General features: G+C 38.6%; 18 protein-coding genes. 4 read left to right on the top strand and 14 right to left on the bottom strand.

All coding sequences use genetic code 11. The features are described from left to right. Window positions 1-34: 34 nt before the first annotated feature. From ruvA to argR, 7 genes are all read right to left on the bottom strand, one after another. Entirely contained in the window at window positions 35-628 is a 594-nt protein-coding gene (gene ruvA, locus KJS36_RS07780; RefSeq protein ID WP_213536347.1) for a Holliday junction branch migration protein RuvA, read from the bottom strand. A gap of 36 nt (window positions 629-664) precedes the next feature. Beyond that, complete coding sequence (locus tag KJS36_RS07775) at window positions 665-1,618, bottom strand: glycosyltransferase family 2 protein (protein ID WP_213536443.1); 954 nt, start codon at window positions 1,616-1,618, stop codon at window positions 665-667. Window positions 1,619-1,665: 47 nt separating this feature from the next. Next, window positions 1,666-3,549 (bottom strand): DNA mismatch repair endonuclease MutL, encoded by a 1,884-nt coding sequence (mutL, locus tag KJS36_RS07770; RefSeq protein WP_213536345.1) that lies wholly within the window; start codon window positions 3,547-3,549, stop codon window positions 1,666-1,668. A gap of 149 nt (window positions 3,550-3,698) precedes the next feature. After that, the gene (locus tag KJS36_RS07765; RefSeq protein WP_213536343.1) at window positions 3,699-4,292 is read right to left on the bottom strand and encodes a hypothetical protein; all 594 of its coding nucleotides are present in this window, start codon (window positions 4,290-4,292) and stop codon (window positions 3,699-3,701) included. 49 nt (window positions 4,293-4,341) lie between these two features. After that, the gene (gene mutS, locus KJS36_RS07760) at window positions 4,342-6,861 is read right to left on the bottom strand and encodes a DNA mismatch repair protein MutS (RefSeq protein WP_213536341.1); all 2,520 of its coding nucleotides are present in this window, start codon (window positions 6,859-6,861) and stop codon (window positions 4,342-4,344) included. 199 nt (window positions 6,862-7,060) lie between these two features. Then, on the bottom strand, window positions 7,061-7,411 hold the full coding sequence (locus tag KJS36_RS07755) for a YlbF family regulator (protein ID WP_213536339.1): 351 nt from the start codon (window positions 7,409-7,411) through the stop codon (window positions 7,061-7,063). Next, window positions 7,401-7,847 (bottom strand): arginine repressor, encoded by a 447-nt coding sequence (gene argR, locus KJS36_RS07750; RefSeq protein ID WP_213536337.1) that lies wholly within the window; start codon window positions 7,845-7,847, stop codon window positions 7,401-7,403. The genes KJS36_RS07755 and argR overlap by 11 nt, the downstream gene beginning before the upstream one ends. A 139-nt stretch (window positions 7,848-7,986) precedes the next feature. Between argR and argS the strand changes: the two genes are divergently transcribed. From argS to KJS36_RS07735, 3 genes are read left to right on the top strand one after another with little or no spacing between them, the layout of a single operon-like run. Continuing rightward, window positions 7,987-9,678, top strand: coding sequence for an arginine--tRNA ligase (gene argS, locus KJS36_RS07745; protein ID WP_213536335.1), 1,692 nt, complete (start codon window positions 7,987-7,989; stop codon window positions 9,676-9,678). Window positions 9,679-9,738: 60 nt separating this feature from the next. Beyond that, entirely contained in the window at window positions 9,739-10,017 is a 279-nt protein-coding gene (relB, locus tag KJS36_RS07740; RefSeq protein ID WP_213536333.1) for a type II toxin-antitoxin system RelB/ParD family antitoxin, read from the top strand. Beyond that, window positions 10,004-10,336 (top strand): type II toxin-antitoxin system RelE/ParE family toxin, encoded by a 333-nt coding sequence (locus KJS36_RS07735; RefSeq protein WP_213536331.1) that lies wholly within the window; start codon window positions 10,004-10,006, stop codon window positions 10,334-10,336. Before relB ends, KJS36_RS07735 begins: the two co-directional genes overlap by 14 nt. A gap of 24 nt (window positions 10,337-10,360) precedes the next feature. Here the strand turns inward: KJS36_RS07735 and KJS36_RS07730 are convergent, their stop codons facing one another. From KJS36_RS07730 to KJS36_RS07700, 7 genes are all read right to left on the bottom strand, one after another. Then, entirely contained in the window at window positions 10,361-11,077 is a 717-nt protein-coding gene (locus KJS36_RS07730) for a GntR family transcriptional regulator (RefSeq protein WP_213536329.1), read from the bottom strand. Between the two features lie 67 nt (window positions 11,078-11,144). Further along, complete coding sequence (locus KJS36_RS07725) at window positions 11,145-12,569, bottom strand: glycoside hydrolase family 1 protein (protein ID WP_213536327.1); 1,425 nt, start codon at window positions 12,567-12,569, stop codon at window positions 11,145-11,147. Between the two features lie 22 nt (window positions 12,570-12,591). Further along, a complete protein-coding gene (locus KJS36_RS07720) occupies window positions 12,592-13,146 on the bottom strand; it encodes a hypothetical protein (RefSeq protein ID WP_213536324.1) in 555 nt (184 codons plus the stop codon). Further along, on the bottom strand, window positions 13,143-13,973 hold the full coding sequence (locus KJS36_RS07715; protein ID WP_213536322.1) for a carbohydrate ABC transporter permease: 831 nt from the start codon (window positions 13,971-13,973) through the stop codon (window positions 13,143-13,145). Before KJS36_RS07715 ends, KJS36_RS07720 begins: the two co-directional genes overlap by 4 nt. After that, window positions 13,970-14,851, bottom strand: a complete 882-nt coding sequence (locus KJS36_RS07710) for a carbohydrate ABC transporter permease (protein WP_417496607.1) — start codon at window positions 14,849-14,851, stop codon at window positions 13,970-13,972. Before KJS36_RS07710 ends, KJS36_RS07715 begins: the two co-directional genes overlap by 4 nt. Window positions 14,852-14,920: 69 nt before the next feature. Beyond that, window positions 14,921-16,246 carry an ABC transporter substrate-binding protein gene (locus KJS36_RS07705; protein ID WP_213536319.1) on the bottom strand — a complete coding sequence of 442 codons (1,326 nt, stop codon included), beginning with the start codon at window positions 16,244-16,246 and terminating at the stop codon, window positions 14,921-14,923. Window positions 16,247-16,396: 150 nt separating this feature from the next. Beyond that, window positions 16,397-17,329 (bottom strand): glycoside hydrolase family 113, encoded by a 933-nt coding sequence (locus KJS36_RS07700; RefSeq protein WP_213536318.1) that lies wholly within the window; start codon window positions 17,327-17,329, stop codon window positions 16,397-16,399. Between the two features lie 93 nt (window positions 17,330-17,422). Here KJS36_RS07700 and KJS36_RS07695 point away from each other — a divergent pair, with 93 nt between their 5' ends. Then, window positions 17,423-18,361: an acetylxylan esterase gene (locus tag KJS36_RS07695; protein WP_213536317.1), complete on the top strand. Its 939-nt coding sequence runs from the start codon at window positions 17,423-17,425 to the stop codon at window positions 18,359-18,361. Window positions 18,362-18,384: the final 23 nt, after the last annotated feature.

The raw sequence follows: 18,384 nt of genomic DNA, 5'->3' as shown, positions 1-18,384 counted from the left end.
TCTAAAAAAGGAATATATACATATTCCTTTTTTATCATTTCATCATCAACTTCAGTGCTGCCTTGATATAGTCCTCACTCGACAAGTCTTTTTCAGCCTGCAATTTCTTCTCGACTTTTTTCAACTCTGTCGCACGATAACCCAGTGCCTGCAAAGCTTCTATTGCTTCATCAAGAGCGATATTTCCAACAGAAGTTGCATTTAATAATGATTTCTCAGCATTTCCTTCAGCATCAAACTTCCCTGCTAAATCAAGCACCATCTGCATCGCCGTCTTTTTACCAACGCCGGGAAATTTCATCAGATATTTAATATCATTATTATCAATCGCAGTGATTAAGCCCACATTATCCGCAGCTGCAATGATTGCCAAAGCTGACTTAGGACCAATCCCAGAGACACTGATTAAGCGCAGAAACAAAGCTTTTTCCGCCGCATCACTAAAGCCAAATAAGGTATGTGCATCTTCGCGAATCACTTGATGTACAAAAATCTCAATCTCTGTATTCATCAAATTTGACCAAGCATAAGGATTTGCCACATTGATAAGATAGCCAATCTTAGCCACATCTACCACGATATAAGTCGGTGTAATTTTTACCAATTTTCCATTAAAATATTCGTACATTTTATTATTTTCCTTTTGCTTATTTTAATTTTATTCTTACTCATTGATAAAATCTTCAATGATATAACGTGGACGACGTTTGACTTCAATAAAGATTTTCCCAATATATTCTCCCACAATGCCAATCGCCAAAAGATTTGCTCCGCCAATACCAATAATAGCAATAATCAACGATGCCCAACCATCTGCATCTGCTCCTGCTGAAAAATGCCGAATGATAATGTAAAGTACACCGATAATCGCAAAAATAAAAGTAATCAATCCTACCCAAAAAATAATTCTCATCGGAGTGGCTGAAGTCGATGTAATCCCATCAATCGCAAAACTCACCATCTTTTTAAGAGGATATTTACTTTCGCCAGCAAAACGCTCCCCACGTTTATAATAAACAACCGTTGACTTATAACCAACTAAAGGCACCAAACCTCGCAAAAACAAGTTTTCTTCTGGAAATTCCGCCAGCCCATATATGGCACGCTGACTCATCAATCGGAAATCTGCATGATTAGGAATACTTTGACTTCCCAAGCCACGCATGATTTTATAAAAAAGTCCTGCTGTATTACGCTTGAAAAAAGTATCCGTATCCCGATTATCTCGCACGCCATAAACCACATCACACTCTTCATCAATGAATTTATCCAGCATTGCATCAATCGTATCAATATCATCTTGCAAATCTGCATCCATTGAAATCACACAGTCCGCAAATTCCTTTACAGTCATCAATCCAGCAAGTAAAGCATTTTGATGCCCACGATTGCATGAAAGATTGATACCACTGAACATTTCATCTTCTTGGTATTTTTCTTGAATTTTGTCCCAAGTTTTATCTTTTGAGCCATCATTCACATAAACAACACGACTTTTTCTACTAATCTTCCCAGCAGAAATCAGCGCATCATATTTCGCTTTCAATCGCCGTGATGTTTCATCAATAACCAATTCTTCATTATAGCAAGGTACAACCATATAAAGTATTGTCGCCATCATTTTTCTCCCTAATCTTTTAGCTTAACTTTTTCTCTCACTTTTTTCTAATTAAAATCTTTCCAAATTGTTGCTTTTGAGCGATGTGTTTCTTGAATACGACGAAACATTTTTTGGATATCTCCATTATTAAACTGGACAATCGTTGGACGACCATGCGCACAACTATATGGATTTTTACAGCCTGCTAATTCTTTAAGCAATGCTTTTGCAGAAGTATCATCTAGCACTTGTCCTGCTTTTATTGAACTCTTACAAGATACCATCGCCGCCAAATCATGACGATATTTTTTCAGTGAAAAATCTTTTGATGAGAGAATAATATCAATCATCTCATAAATATTTTGTTCAATCTCACTTTCTTTTAACCAAACGGGATGTTCTCTTAAAATAAATTGATTTTCCCCATATTCTTCTAAGAAAACACCAGCTTCATGTAGCAAATCTTTCTTTTCAGATAAGGTCAAAAAATCATTTTTAGGTAAGCTAAAAAGATAAGGTGTCAAAAGAAGTTGCTGATCTATATCCACTTCACCGATTTTATCTTCCCAATATTCATATTTTACACGTTCTTGCGCAGCGTGCTGGTCAACAAGATACAAGCCATCCGGCGCTTGACATAAGAGATAAGTTGCGTGAAGTTGTGCAAGATATTCTAGTTCTGGAAAACTTTCCAATACAGGATTTTCTTCGACAATTTCTTTGGCAAATTCTTGCTCTTGTACAGTCAAATTTTGTTGTGGAAAATCAACGATTTGAGAATTAAAATTTCTAATCTGATTTTCATTTTTTTCAACTGTTTTTTCTTCTTTGACATAAAAATCTTGGCGCTCTTTATCATAATAAATCGCATTTGAATGCAAAGGCAAATCCGTTTGTACTACTTTTTCAGGTTCTACTGCTGGACGTTTTTGCAGATTTTCCAAAGCTTCTGGTATAAGTACACCTTCTGAGAGTGCATTATCAATCGCTTTTGAAATCAACGCCATCAATTCTTTTTCTTTTGACAGACGAATTTCCTGTTTCGTTGGATGGACATTTACATCTTCAAGCTGTGGGTCAATCTTTATAGATAGAACAGCTAAAGGAAAACGTCCAACCATCAGTCGATTGCTATAACCTTCCAAAATTGCTCGATTTAATAAGAAATTTTTAATAAATCTGCCATTTATTAAGAGTGTGATATAATTTCGATTTGCCCGCGTAAATTCAGGTAGGCTGATATAGCCTGTCAATTCAAAATCTAAATCACTGGCTTCAACTTTTCGGAGTTTTTTGGCAGTGGAAATCCCATAAACAGAAGCAATCACTTGACGCAAATCGCCATTTCCCACCGTTTTCATAAACTCATGTCCTTCATTGATTAAAGTGAAAGAAATTTCTGGATGAGCAAGGCTGAGACGATTGATGATATCTGTGATATGAGAAAGTTCCGCTTGCAAAGATTTGATATATTTCAAACGCGCAGGTGTATTGTAGAAAAGATTAGCTACGGTGATTTTTGTTCCTACACGCTTATCCATTGGCTCTATTGAGCTAATAACACCTGCTTTGGCAACTAATTTTGTTCCTGACTTTTCTTCTGCAACACTTGTTTCAATCGTAAATTCACTGACTGAGGCGATTGAGGGAATGGCTTCGCCACGAAAACCGAGGGTTCTAATCCGAAACAAATCTGAATGAGATTTTATTTTACTGGTCGCATGACGTTTTAGCGAGAGTGCAACATCTGATTTTTCAATCCCTGAGCCATTATCTGTGACTTCGATATATTTTAATCCCGCTTCTTCGATTTTCACGATAATTTTTGTGCTTCCTGCATCAATCGAATTTTCCACAAGCTCTTTAACAACACTCGCTGGACGTTCTACAACTTCTCCCGCCGCAATCTGATTGGCTAGTGTTTCGTCAAGTTCAATAATCTTTCCCATAATTTCTCTCCTCCTTTTTATCTTTTTACCGATTTCACTTCATTTATTATAACATAAGATGACAAGCGCTGTTATGAACTTTCATGATAATTTTCTGAGAAAATATCAGAAAAAGCGGATTTCCCGCTTTTTGATTTATAGTCCTGAATTTAGATATTGTTATAGCTATTAACAGCTGAAACTATGATAAAAATGAATAAAAAGATACTTAAAACAGCTATAACTACGCCGATAATAAAGACAACTATTCCGGCAAGATTCCATGTATCCATTATTTTCCGAAATTCTTCTTCATCTCGATAATGATTGTCCAGATTGTTCAATGTCCACTTTTCAGCATTGATACCAAAAACAATCATCCAAACAAATCCAAATATCCAACCAATAAAAGGAACCATTCCCAAAAGAACAAGCAAACCAAGATATGAGCGATGTGCAATTCCGAAAACAAGTGGCATTGAAAAAGCACCCCAATTCCATTTTGTTTTGAAAGCCATTGTTGATGTGTCTTCATTATCCGGAAAACTCAACATCTGCTCGCTGGGCTGACTGGGAAATGCTTTATTTTCTGCTACTGGCTCTGTCTTTTCTGAACTTTCCGTTGTTGTTTCTGCAGTTTCGGAAGCTTCTGAAATTTCCGTCTTAGGGAGAATAGCCTCAAAATCTTCTACAAATGCTGGAACATCTGTGTTAGTGGCATCAACGGTCGTTTCAAGACTATTTGAGTTTTTTTCTTCTTCCATATCGTTTCTTTCTAAAGATTATTATTTTTATCCCATTATGTGAAATATATTAGAGCATTTCTTTTAAATCCCAGAGTATATTTAAAGCTTCACGCGAGGTAATATTATCAACGTTGACACTTTTTAATTTGGCGATTAGTTCTGAATGATTCTCTTCAAAATCAAATAAACTTAATTGTTTGTCATTATTTTCTAATTCTACTGCTGGAACAGGTTGATTTTCTAATTTTTGTAAAATCAAATCGGCACGTTCTAGGAGTGTTTCTGGTAAACCAGCGATTTTTGCCACGTGAATACCGTATGATTTATCAGCTGGGCCTGCTGCGATTTTGTGCAAAAATGTGACATTGCCATTTTCTTCTAATGTGGCAACATGCACATTTGTCAATAAAGGCAGCGTTTTATCAAGTTCTGTCAGTTCGTGATAATGTGTAGCAAATAGGGTTTTCGCACCGATTTTATCGTGGACGTACTCGATAATTGCCTGTGCTAGCGCCATTCCATCGTAAGTCGCTGTCCCGCGTCCCAACTCATCAAAGAGAATCAGAGAATGCGCTGTTGCGTGCTGGATTGCCCGATTAGCTTCGCTCATTTCCACCATGAAGGTACTTTCCCCAGAAATCAAATTGTCACTGGCACCAATTCGCGTGAAAATCGCATCAAAAATAGGAAGTTCTGCACGTTCTGCTGGGACAAAGGAGCCGATTTGCGCCATGATGACGATGAGCGCAAACTGACGCATATAGGTTGATTTCCCAGACATATTTGGCCCTGTGATGAGCTGAATGGCTGTATTTTCAGGGAGAATGATGTCGTTTGGCACGTATTCTTGCGCGCCCATGATAGCTTCGACAACGGCGTGACGACCGGCAACAATATTTACTTCTTGATTGTCATTGAATGTTGGGCGAATGTAAGCTTCTTTTTCAGCAATTGTTGCGAAAGCTTGTAGGCTGTCAATTGTCGCAATTGTTTTTGATAAATCTTGCAGACGAGAAATGTATTTTTCAACCTCGCTGCGCACCTCAAGAAAAAGGTCATATTCTAAAACACTTGATTTTTCACGGGCTTCAAGCATGACTTCTTCGATTTCCGCCAATTCTTTCGAGCCGTAACGTTCAGAATTTTTCAAGGTTGCTTTGCGGTAAAAATGTTCTGGAACGCTTGATAGCTGGGATTGCGTGATATGGAAATAATAACCGTCTTTACGATTGTAATCAATTCGTAATGTCGAAATACCTGTTTTCTGTTTTTCTTTACTTTCGAGTTCGGCAATCCAAGATGTTCCATTTTCCAAAGCTTCTCGGTACTTATCCAGTTGCGCATTGTAACCTGCTTTGATAATCCCACCATCCGTAATGACACGCATTGCCGCTGTATCAATCGCACGATTTATCAATTCTGACAGCTCCGGAATAGGGTCGAGATTTTTTGACAGTTCTGTCAAACTTTTTTCATTAAGACTTTCTAATACATTTTTAATAACTGGAACATTTTCTAATGAATTTTTTAGCTGAATCAAATCTACTGGCAGAGCTTTACCAAATGAAACCCGTGATGCCAATCTTTCCATGTCATAAACGCCTTTAAGGCTCTCAATCAAATCCGCACGTTCAAAGAAATTATCAAGGAAAATTTGCACAATATCCATACGATGCTCAATTTGCGCACGTTTAAGCAGCGGCTTGTCAATCCAAGCCTTGAGCATTCGCGTGCCCATCGCCGTTTTCGTCTGGTCAAGTAAGCCGTACAAAGTACCGTGTTTCTTGCCTTCACGCTTATTTGCCGTTAATTCAAGCGCTGATTTTGTCGCAAAATCCATTTGCAAAAAATCTTTAATTTCATAATGTTCAACTTCTTGTAAATGGCTCAAATCCCGCATTTGCGTGCGATTGACATATGTCAAAAGTTTTGACGAAATTTGATTTTCGGCTTTTGTCAATTTTGACAGTTCTGTCAAAAATTTTTCATCAATTTCTAATTGTTCGGAAATGAGAATGTTCATCTGTTTAGCAAGAACGGTGCGGTGCGCTTCGTTCAACTCATAACCTGCGACCACTTCACGGGCCCGCAGCGAAGCAATTTCACCGACAAGTGTTGGAAAATCAGGCAACTCTGTTACCTTAAATTCCCCTGTGGATAAGTCCAGATAAGCCAGCACAAAATGACCGGCATTCTTATCAATCGCCACTAGAAAATTATTATCATTGCCGTTGCTTGCATCCACCATCGTCCCCGGCGTCACGACCTGTGTCACTGCGCGCTTGACAATACCGACCGCCTTTTTCGGGTCTTCCATCTGGTCAGCAATCGCCACCTTGAATCCCATATCAACCAGTTTGTCAATATATTCCTGCACCGCATGGTGCGGTACGCCCGCCATTGGCACAGGATTCTCTGAATTTTTATTGCGACTCGTCAGCGTTAATTCCAAAATCTGCGCCGCATTGACCGCATCCTCATAAAAAAGTTCATAAAAATCGCCCATCCGAAACAGCAAAAACGCATCAGGATAGTCTTTTTTTATGTCCAAATATTGCTGCATTCCTGGCGAAATTTTCTCAGGCATTTTTTCTCTTTTCTTATCTATTTTTAATTTTTGACAGTTCTGTCAAAAAATATTTTCATTATTTCTTTCATTTTAGCACAATTCAGAGCAAAATAAAACCAATGGTTACAAGGATTTCAAAGTAATCAACATTTTTGTAATAAAAAAATTTTGACAGAACTGTCAAAACCATTTTCCACTTTGACAGAACTGTCAAAAATCAATTCTCATCATTTTCTAACAAAATATTCACGCGCGACTCAATTTCGCCCGTCACATATTGCAACAAATCATTCACATCCTGCATTTTCAAAAAATAATCCTCAACCAAAGCATTATTTTTCAGCTCTTTCTCTATTTTTTGAGCCTCATGTGAACTTGCCTTAAAAGCCTCCATCTTGCCAATCTGCCGGTACAAAACAGCCTCTTTTTGTAATTCTTTCATCCGTGACTGCTTCTCAAAAAGCTCAGCTTCTGCTCGCAAATGTCCCTCAGACTGCTGAAATTTCTGCACATAATCAAGCGACAATAGCTGCGCAATTAAGCTCTCAACAACATCATCATAAGACATTTTGTATCTCCGTCGTCAAATTTTCTGCCGCCAGCTCACTCGCACAAGTAATCAGTAAAGTATCCGCACCAGCCAAAGTGCCGAGAATATCCTCACGCCCCTCATCATCCAGCGCATTCGCCAGCAAATCCGCCTCGCCCAAATGTGTATGTACCACAACCATCACACTACTGTAAGCCACTTTAATCACAAAACGCGCAAAATGCGCCTGCAAATTTGACTGCGTTTGCGCCACATCTGACGGCAAAAACGAATAAAAACTCCGCCCATTTTCACGTTTTTTGATAATATTCAATTCACGAATATCGCGTGACAAAGTCGCCTGAGTAATCACAATGCCTTGTTCCTCCAGCATCGCCTGCAAATCCTCTTGTGTCGCAATTTCATGTTTTTCAACAATTTTTTTAATTAAAGCTAAACGTTCATCCCTTTTCATACTTATCATTATAACATTTTATTCTCATTTTTTTACCAAATTTATGAGAAAAATAAATATATTAAAAATACTATTAAACTCCCACAAAAAACTGATTTTTCCCCACAGCTAATCTAAAAATTATGGTAAAATAGACCCTATGAACGAAAAAAATTTAGTAGCCAAAGTCTTGTTTGATGCTCTTTCCGGAGACCTCACACTCGAACAAATTGAAAAACTCTTAGAAAAACCGAAATCCTCTGAACTCGGCGACATCGCTTTCCCTGCATTTAGCCTTGCCAAAACACGCCGAAAAGCCCCACAAATCATCGCCCAAGAAATCGTCGAAAACATCGATACCACAGGCTTTGAAAAAGTCCTCGCCACAGGACCATATATCAACTTCTTCCTCGATAAACCCCTCGTAGCCACCAACGTCATCAACGAAATTGTCGAAAAGGAAAACTTTTATGCTGATCAAGCCATCGGAAATGGTACCAACGTCACGATTGATATGAGTTCGCCCAATATCGCCAAACCATTCTCAATAGGGCATCTCCGCTCCACCGTCATCGGCGACAGTCTCGCCAACATCTACCAAAAAATCGGATACAATCCTGTCCGCATCAATCACCTTGGCGACTGGGGAAAACAGTTCGGTATGCTGATTACCGCCTACAAACTCTGGGGTGACGAAAAAGCCGTGCAAGCCCATCCGATTGACGAACTTCTCAAACTTTACGTCCGTATCAACGCAGAAGCCGAGACAAATCCTCAACTTGACGAAGACGCACGCGCTTGGTTTCGTAAACTCGAAGACGGTGACAAGGAAGCTCTTGCTCTCTGGAAATGGTTCCGCGACGAAAGTCTCTTAGAATTCAAACGTATTTACGACAAACTCGGCGTTGACTTCGACAGCTACAACGGCGAAGCCTTTTACAACGACAAAATGTCAGAAATCCTCGATATTCTCGGAGCAAAAAATCTCCTCAAAGAATCCGAAGGTGCCACAATTGTTGACCTTGAAAAATACAATCTCAACCCAGCTCTGATTAAAAAATCAGACGGCGCAACACTTTACATCACACGTGACCTCGCCGCTGCACTCTACCGCAAACGTACCTACGATTTCGCAAAATCTCTCTACGTTGTTGGTGGCGAACAAACAGGACACTTCAAACAACTCAAAGCCGTCCTCACAGAAATGGGCTACGACTGGGCAAAAGATATCGAACACGTTCCATTTGGCTTAGTAACCCGCGATGGCAAAAAGCTCTCCACGCGTAAAGGTAATATCATTCGCCTTGAACCAACGATTGACGAAGCCGTCGAACGCGCCCTCAAGCAAATCAACGACAAAAATCCCGACTTAACCAACAAAGAAAACGTTGCTCATCAAGTCGGTACGGGCGCGATTAAATTCTACGACCTCAAAACCGACCGTACCAACGGTTACGACTTTAACCTTGAAGAAATGGTTAGCTTTGAAGGAGAAACTGGCCCTTACGTCCAATATGCTCATGCAAGAATACGCTCTATTCTTCGTAAAGCAAACTATCAAGCACAAGCAAACCTCACCATTTCAGCCAATGATGCCGAAAGCTGGGAAATCGTCAAACTCCTCCAAAGTTTCCCCGACATCATCAAACGTGCCGCTGACAAATACGAACCTAGCATCATCGCCAAATACGCAATTTCACTCGCACAAGCCTTCAACAAATACTACGCACACGTTCGTATTCTCGAAGAAAACGAAGGTCTTCAAAGTCGCCTAGCTCTTGCCAACGCAACCGCCATCGTCCTCAAAGAAAGCCTACGCCTCCTCGGAGTCCAAGCTCCAGAAGAAATGTAAGTTCAAAAAATAGTTATTTTTATGATATAATATAGTTATAAAACTATATAGGGGGCTATAATGTCTACTTTAGAAAAAAATAAACAAGTCAATTTTAAAACGAATGCCGAACTTTATCAGCAAGCAAGCGCAGTATTTTCAGAAAAAAATCTTGATGCAACGAGTGCTTTTAACTATTTTCTACAATTTGTTGCGACTAATAAAGTACTTCCTTTTTTGGACAAAGACGAAGCAGAACGTGAACTTTTAATATCCAATCTTCAACAACGTCTCAAAGAAAATCTAAACACAGCTTCATTATCACTTGACGAAATGGAGCAACGCCTTGCAGACTTATGATGTTGAGATTAAACTTCCCGTTTATGAACAAATTATCGAGATAACGAAATATATAAAAAATATTCTCATAGCTCCTGATGCCGCACAAAAACGAAAAAATCAAATTCTTTCTGATATCAGACAACTTGAAAATTTTCCCGAACGTGGTTTTGACGCCGACCAAAAAATTGGTACAAAACTTCTTCCAAATCATAAAACATTTGGGCTTCCTATTGTTAATGGCAAGTACATTCTCCTGTACTACATCCATGAAAAAACCGTAACAGTTATTGATTTACTCCCTACACAAAGTGACTACGCAAAACTTTTCCTATCATAAAAAGCCTGAAACCTCAGGCTTTTTTCAATTCTTCCGTATCAGCACCGTCTCAAAACCATACTTATCATAACGATGTACATTTTCTGAGTATTCAAACGCACGTCCATCCGTTAAATAAGCCGTCTGCGAAGCAATGACTACCGGATCTCCCTCAGCAAGATCCAACAACTTCGTCTCCTCATCCGTACCGCGCCGTGCCTCAATATGCCGATGCGCGCTACCAATGGCAAGTTTCAACTTCTCTTCGATATATTCATAAATTGAACCTTGACAAATTTTCAACGTCAAATCTTGAACAATCTCCGTTGGCATAAAACTATTTTCAATCACATAAGGTTCATCATCTACAAAACGCAAGCGTCTTACATGATATATTTTAGTTTTCTCATCAACACCCAATTTATTCATGATAAAAGGTGTTGCCGAGATAACTTCAAAAGTCAACACATCACTCATTATTTTTTTATCCGAAAAAAGCGCCGTGGAACCTTGAAACTGATTGATTACCTTAAAATTCTCTAATTCATTTTGGCTCAATTCTTTGACGAAAGTTCCACTTCCTCGCCGTTTAATAATCAATCCTTCACGCACAAGTTCATCCATTGCATGCTTCACTGTCATTTTTGAAGTATGATAGAGGCCAATAAAATCATTCTCCCCAGGCAACATTGCACCCGGCTTATAGACACCAGAGATAATTTTATTTCTCACATCATTTTTTATTTTTAGATACTTATTCATAGGTAACTTTCTCAAAATAGGATTATTTCTCTATCATAACACTATTTCCTAAAAACGCTCTTTATTTTCATTGAAATTTTCTAAAAATTTCTTCAGAAACTTCTAATTGAGAGCTATCTGCCAATTCCTTAAAGAAATAAGCCGATTTTTTCAAGCGTTTTTCCTGCGTATGCACATTTAAAGAAATCAACCCATAACGATTACGATACGAATTCCGCCAACTAAAACAATCAATCGGCGTCCACAGATGAAAACCAAAACAATTCGCTCCTTCAGCTATCGCCTTATGCAACCAATACAAATGCTCCGTGATAAACTGAATCCGAAAATCATCCTTGATTTCCCCATCATCACCTAAATAACGCTCCTCACAGCTCACTCCCATGCCACATTCCGATACATACCAAGGAATATTCCCATAGTTTTCCTGAATATTTTTCGCAATCTCATACAAGGTCTGCGGATAAATTTCCCAGCCCTTATCCACATTCATTCGCGCCCCATGCAGACTATAATCATCAAAATATTTATTCGGCAACCAATCCACCGCCAAACTATCACTCGAATAATACGGACGTTGTGCCCGATTAGGATGATAAAAATTCACACCAAAATTATCAACCGTATTTTCCCTGATAATTTGCAATTCTTCTGCCGTACTCTCCCAGATAACCTCATCTTTCGTCAAAATTTCCACTAATTCATGGGGAAATTCACCCTTGACCGATGCATCCATAAAGAGTTGATTTTGCCACAAATCCGCAAAATGAGCGGCTGCCACATCTTCTGCTTCACTTGAAGCTGGATAATTCGGACACAAATTCAGAACAATCCCGATTTTCCCCTCAGGATTACGATTGACTTCCCGAAATTTTTGAATCGCCAAGCTTGAAGCCAGTTGGAGATTATAAGCCACCTGTACCGCCAACTTTCCATCCACAATATCCGGATAGTGAAATTGATACAAATAACCACCATCAACCACAACCATTGGCTCATTGTGCGTAAACCAGTCCGTCACCCGGTCAGAAAAACATTCAAAACATTTTTCCGCATATTTCACATACAATTCCACGACTTTTTTATTCGTCCAGCCACCATATTTATGCAGCAACTCCACAGGTAAATCAAAATGATGCAAATTAATCATCGGACGAATACCATTAGCCAGAAATTCATCAATTACCGCATTATAAAAGCGCACAGCATCCGCATTTAACGTCACTTCTTCCAAATCATCAATCAAACGCGACCACTGAATACTCGTCCGCACAGAATTAAGCCCAGCCTCTTTCATCAAACGAATATCTTCTCGAAAATCATTGTAAAAATTACTCGCTGTATCTGGACCTATCCCATGCCAAAAATGCTCAGGAAATTTCTCAAAATCATAATCAAAAATATTTGCGTGTTTCTTTTTAAAACGTCCTTCTGTCTGCGGTCCACTCGTCGCCGCTCCCCACAAAAAATCCTTTAAAAATTCTAATTTCATCTCTTTCCCACTTCCTAAACAATTATTCTTCCCGTTTTATATTCTTTTTATCCAACCTCTGAAAAACAACAACAAGCATTTTACATAAAAATCCCGGCACGAAAATAATAAAGATAATCTTACTAAATCCTGTCAAGATTAATGCCAAAATCAACAACATCAACACATAAAAAGCCAACGACCAGTTCGTCATGATTTTTTGCATCACATCAACAAAACGCACCTGTCCAAAATAACTCTTAAAAATGATATAAATCATCAACAAAATAAAGTAAGCCAAAGCAACCACTAAAATAAAAGTTGTCATATTCGACAAGGGAAAGCGCCCGATGAACACCACCAGACACAGCATGAGCCATGCCATAAGATTACTTCCATCAAACTTTACCTTCGCACCTCGCGTGGCTTCACGATACTTATCATAATATGAAGCGCGCAAATAAGCAAAAGTCTTCGTAAAACTATAAGTCCATCCAAAAAGCACAAAACCACGGAGTAGATTTATCCAAAACATCAACGATGCCAGCACAATCATATAAAACTGTTGCAACAGCCAAGTAAAACGATTTGTTTTCATTTGACTGAACCCGTCACACCATTATAGATATATTTCTGCAAAGCCAAGAACAAAATCAAGATAGGTATGATAACAATCATAACCGCCGACAAGATATAAGGCCATTGCGTATTATGCGCCCCTTTAAAAGCAAACAAAGCCGTCGAAATAACTTTCAAACTAGGGTCTGGCATATAAAGATAAGGATTGTAAAAATCATTATAAACACCCACACCAGAAATAATCAACATCGTCACAATCGGTGCTTTCAGATTAGGCAAAATAATTGACCTGAAAATCCGAAAATAAGAAGCCCCATCCAAATAAGCCGACTCATCCAACGACACAGGAATTTCTTGCAAAAATTGCATGAAAATATAAACCGCAATAATGTTCGTTCCCAGATACAAAATAATCACCGACCAAATCGTATCTACCAAGCCCAGCCCATTGATAATCTGAAAAGTCGCCACCTGACTTGTAATCGCTGGAATCAACATTGCAAACATGAAAAGTGACATAATCACCTTCTTCAAGCGAAACTCAAAACGACTCATCACATAAGCAAACGATGAACTAATCAATAACTGTCCCGCCATTGAAACCACAAAGATAATAAAGGTATTTTTAAAACCTGTCAACATCTGCCCTTGATTAAAAGCTTGCACATAGTTATGAAAATCCCAATGTTTTGGCAAACTCAGCACACCAGAATTCATAAATTCATGATTTGACTTCACCGAGCCAATGAACACCACCAACAATGGAATGATGGTAATCAATGTCCAAATCACAAGCGGAATATATTTTAGAAGAGAACTTGCTTTAAATCTTTTTTTGTTTTTCATTTTTTAGCCCCTCTATCTTGTGTTAAGAGATATTGTGCTAATGACACAATCAATACAATCGCAAGCAAAATAACAGCCATTGCCGAAGCAAGTCCTACTTGATTATACTGAAATGCCGTATCCACCGTTTGAATAACAAAAGTCATCGTACCATTCGCACCACCGGTCATGATATAAGGCACTTCAAAGACCGATAAAGCACCCGAAACACTCAAAATGATATTCAAAAACAAAATATTTTTGATTGCCGGAACAATAATATAACGAAATTGATTCCAACGATTGGCACCGTCCATCTCAGCTGCTTCATAAATCTCAGGATCCACAGATTGAATTGCACCAAGAAAGATTAAAAAGTTAAAGCCCATATAGCGCCACAGCGAAGTAAACGATAAAGAAATATTATTGATAGATTGATTCCCCAACCAAAGAGGAGTATGATGAATTCCAATATATCCAAGCAAGGTATCAAGTGAGCCACCTAGTTTATAGAAATATAGGAAAATAAAACCAACCGCAACACCATTCAAAAGGTAAGGAAAGAAAAGCACTCCTTTCCAAAAATTTCCAAAGCGAACTTTAAAACTCAAAATCGTTGCAAATAGCAATGCTAAGCCAAGTTGTGGGAAGCTCGAAGCAAAATAATACAAACTATTTTTAAAAACACCAAAGTAGTTCGGATTGGTAAAAATCGTTTCATAGTTTTTTAGCCCGACAAAGTTAGATACTGGACTAATCCCGTCCCAATCCGTCACCGAATATTGTATCATCTTCACAAGCGGAAAATAAGAAAATGTCAAAAGTAGTACCAATGGGACAATCGTAAACGCCACAATCACTAATCTTTTTTCATTTTTTTGAGACAAATGCTTCAACATAGACATTCCTTTCAAAAAAGTTGGGAGAAAGTTTCTTTCCCTCCCAACTCCATTCATTTTTATTCAACTTTACTTATTGTAGCCATATTGTTTAACAGCTTTACCCCAAGAAGTATTTAAGCCTGACATAATACTACTAAAGCTCTTCTTTGAGCTGCCATCACCAGCATCAATAATTTGTTGTTTCACCGTTTGCGTTGTACCAATACCAACTTGACTTGTATTGTTGACATTAGAGAACCAATCCGCTTTTGCTTTTGGTGTTGTGCCTGATTGGATAAACTTCACACCATTTTCAAGGTCAAAGTCTGCTGGTGCTTTAGAACCTTTGACAGGAGACATTCCACCATTATCTTTCGCAAAGTTAGATTTATTCACCAACCAATCCACCAAATCACGGTCAGCTTGTTGTGATTTACTATTTTTGTTAATTGCCCAGTTGTAGTCGCCACCTAAAAGCATATAAGTTTTACCATTAGGCGCAGCTTGAGGGAAAGCTTCCATCTTAATATTTGACTGACCTGACTTCATCTGAGATTGAACTTGAGGAACAGCCCATGAGCCAAGAACCATCACAGCCACTTTATTTTTCGCCATATCTGTGACAGAAGTATTCCAATCATCTGTTGTAGGGTCTGGGTCAATCAAGCCATCTTTTGCTGTTTGATATAAGGTATCGTAAATCGTGTACATCGTCTTACCTTTGCTAAATGGCGATGTATTATTTGCCAATTCTTGATAATCCATGTTAGGATTTCCTGAAACAGCATTACGTGTAAAGTCCCAGTCAACCAACGCCCAACCACAAGCATAGTTTGTATAAAGTGGAATGACACCAGGTTCTTTCGCTTTGATTGCCTGCAAATCTTTGATAAAATCAGCAGTTGTCGTAGGCCAGCTATCAATACCAGCTGCTTTAAAGACATTCATATTTGCAAGCATACCTGTCGCATTCATTTCTGATGGCAGTCCATATTGTTGTCCGCCATAGGTTCTGTCGCTTGTTCCTTGATATTTCTTAGATAAGGCTGACGTTTTACCAAGTGAAGTAAAGAAAGCAGGATAATCTTTTGGAGCGACCGCTGCTGGAAGCATCACAACATCACCAAAGTTCTTTGATGACATCCGTGTTTGTTCGGTTTGGTCGTAGTTATTGAGTGCTTCTTCTTTAACTTTGATATTTGGATATTCTTTGTTAAATTCAGCAATGTACTTTTTCCAAGTACCGTTTGATGCCCAGTCAGTCTTGTCATCTACCAAAGTAATACTTGCTTTGATGTTCTTGTTGTTGTCTCCTGATGAGCTTGCACTTTTAGATGAGTTGCCACATCCTGCCAAAACAGCTACACTAAGCATTGCTACCGCAGTACCGCCAACAATCCAACGTTTTTTCATGGTTGAAATCTCCTTTTGCGTTTTCTTTTCCTCCTTTATGAATTTCACTTGTGTAACACACAAGTGAAAGACCTAGGCCTTTAGTAAAACGTTTTCTTTTTTATTTCTAAATAAAGTATATACTTTTAACTTTGCCTTGTCAAGCTCAAACTAAAAATTTTTATAAAATTTTTTAATTATTTTTTCTGCCGGTTTATTAAAGAAAGCATAATCCTTATCTTGCAGCGCTTCTTGCTCTGGATAAACATGAGCTTTCCAATCCCACAGTCCAAAACCATCGACAAAATCAACTTTTTCAACAGCAGCAAACATTGCCTGATACCAGCGCGCTTGTGCCTCCATACTGACATCACCCACTAATGTCCAGTCATTAGGCAGAACATCTCCACCTACCCAGCTTGGTGCGCCCGCTTCACAAAAGAAAAATGGTTTTTGGTACTTCTTCACGACTAGCTCAATTTTCGCCAGTTGTTCCTCCCATGTATCATAAGGATAATAGCCAGAACTAGAAATCACATCCACCGCATCCCACCATTTCAGACGGTCTTCTTGATATTTATCGCAGTTGTAAGTCAATAAACCACTATAAACTTCACGCACTTCTTTTATCAGTTTACGCCATTCAGCTTCACGGCGGTCCGTATTGACCAGTTCACAACCAATAACAAACATAGTGCAATGATTTTCTTCAGCAACCTTCGCATAATGAAGCAAAAATTCCGTATAATTCTTGAACCAATCCGACCATTTTGGCTCACAAATGACATCTTCATCAAAAAAGTTGATATGAGCGCGCCAAGTGCCATCAGCACAATTTACCATCGGTTTCAAAATAACATCTAAACCTAAGCTTTGTGCATAGCGGATGGTTGCTACAATTTCCTCATCACTTGGCACTTTTGTCTCATCTCGCCAATGAATCTCTGTAGATTGTGCTTTATCTTGTTCTGCAACAATCGTCAGAATAATCGTATTGATACCTGTACGTTCTTGTAAGGTTCTCAAAGACCATTTTGCATAGTCATCATTAAGTTCCCCTGGTTTTGCCATATAACCAAAACTCGTGCCTTTTATTTTTTTCATTTATCTCTCCTTGCTTTTCATCCAAATAAAGTATATACTTATTTTTAGAATTATTGTAACCCTTTCTTAGAAAAAATTCAAGGAGTAAATCAAATGCGAATTTCAAATGAATTAAAAAACTATACTGGCAGTGCGCAAAAACCAGACAATTTTGATCTTTTTTGGGATAACAAATTAAAACAAATCAAAAATCATGATTTCAAAGTAGAAATTACCCAGAAATCTCTCCCATCAAAAGTAGCAAATTTTTATGACCTTTGGTTCATCGCCATTGATGGGGCAAAAATTCACGCGCAACTCATCACACCAAAAGATTTAACACAACGCTATCCCGGTATTCTTCAATTTCACGGTTATCATTGTGACAGTGGCGATTGGGTTGATAAAGTCGGTGCTGTTGCTGAGGGAAATGTCGTTCTTGCACTTGATTGCCGTGGGCAAGGCGGACCAAGTGAAGATAATACAAAAACCTCAGGCATGACGATGAAAGGTTTGATTGTTCGTGGTATTGAAGAAGGTTATGAAAACCTTTATTATGTGTGTCAATACATGGATTTAGCGAGTGCTGCAAAAATTTTCATGGCGCTTGACTATGTCGATGAGACAAATATTACTGCTCGTGGTGCTTCACAAGGAGGTGGACTAACGATTGCTTGTGCAGCGCTTGTTCCTGAAATAAAGCGAGCTATTGCGACCTATCCTTTTTTATCTGACTATCGTAAAGCTTATGATTTAGGCGCACAAACGTCTGCTTTTGAAGAAATTCCCTATTGGTTCCAATTTCAAGACCCACTCCACCTACGAGAAGATTGGTTCTTCAACCAACTCGAATATATTGACGTTCAAAATCTCGCAACACGTATTAAAGCCGAGGTTTTCTGGATTTATGGTGGAATGGATACCATTGTCCCTCCGATAACTCAAATGGCAACGTATAATAAAATAACCGCACCAAAACATCTCTATGTCCTACCAGAATACGGTCATGAGTATTTGCCAGCTATCAGTGATTATCTTGCGACTATTCTTTAAATAATTTTTAATTCGTCAGAAAA

This window comes from Lactococcus nasutitermitis (genome assembly GCF_018403765.1).
Classification (GTDB): Bacteria; Bacillota; Bacilli; order Lactobacillales; family Streptococcaceae; genus Lactococcus; species Lactococcus nasutitermitis.
The sequence above is the reverse complement of the archived record's forward strand: the minus strand, read 5'-3'. Positions and strand labels throughout refer to the sequence as shown.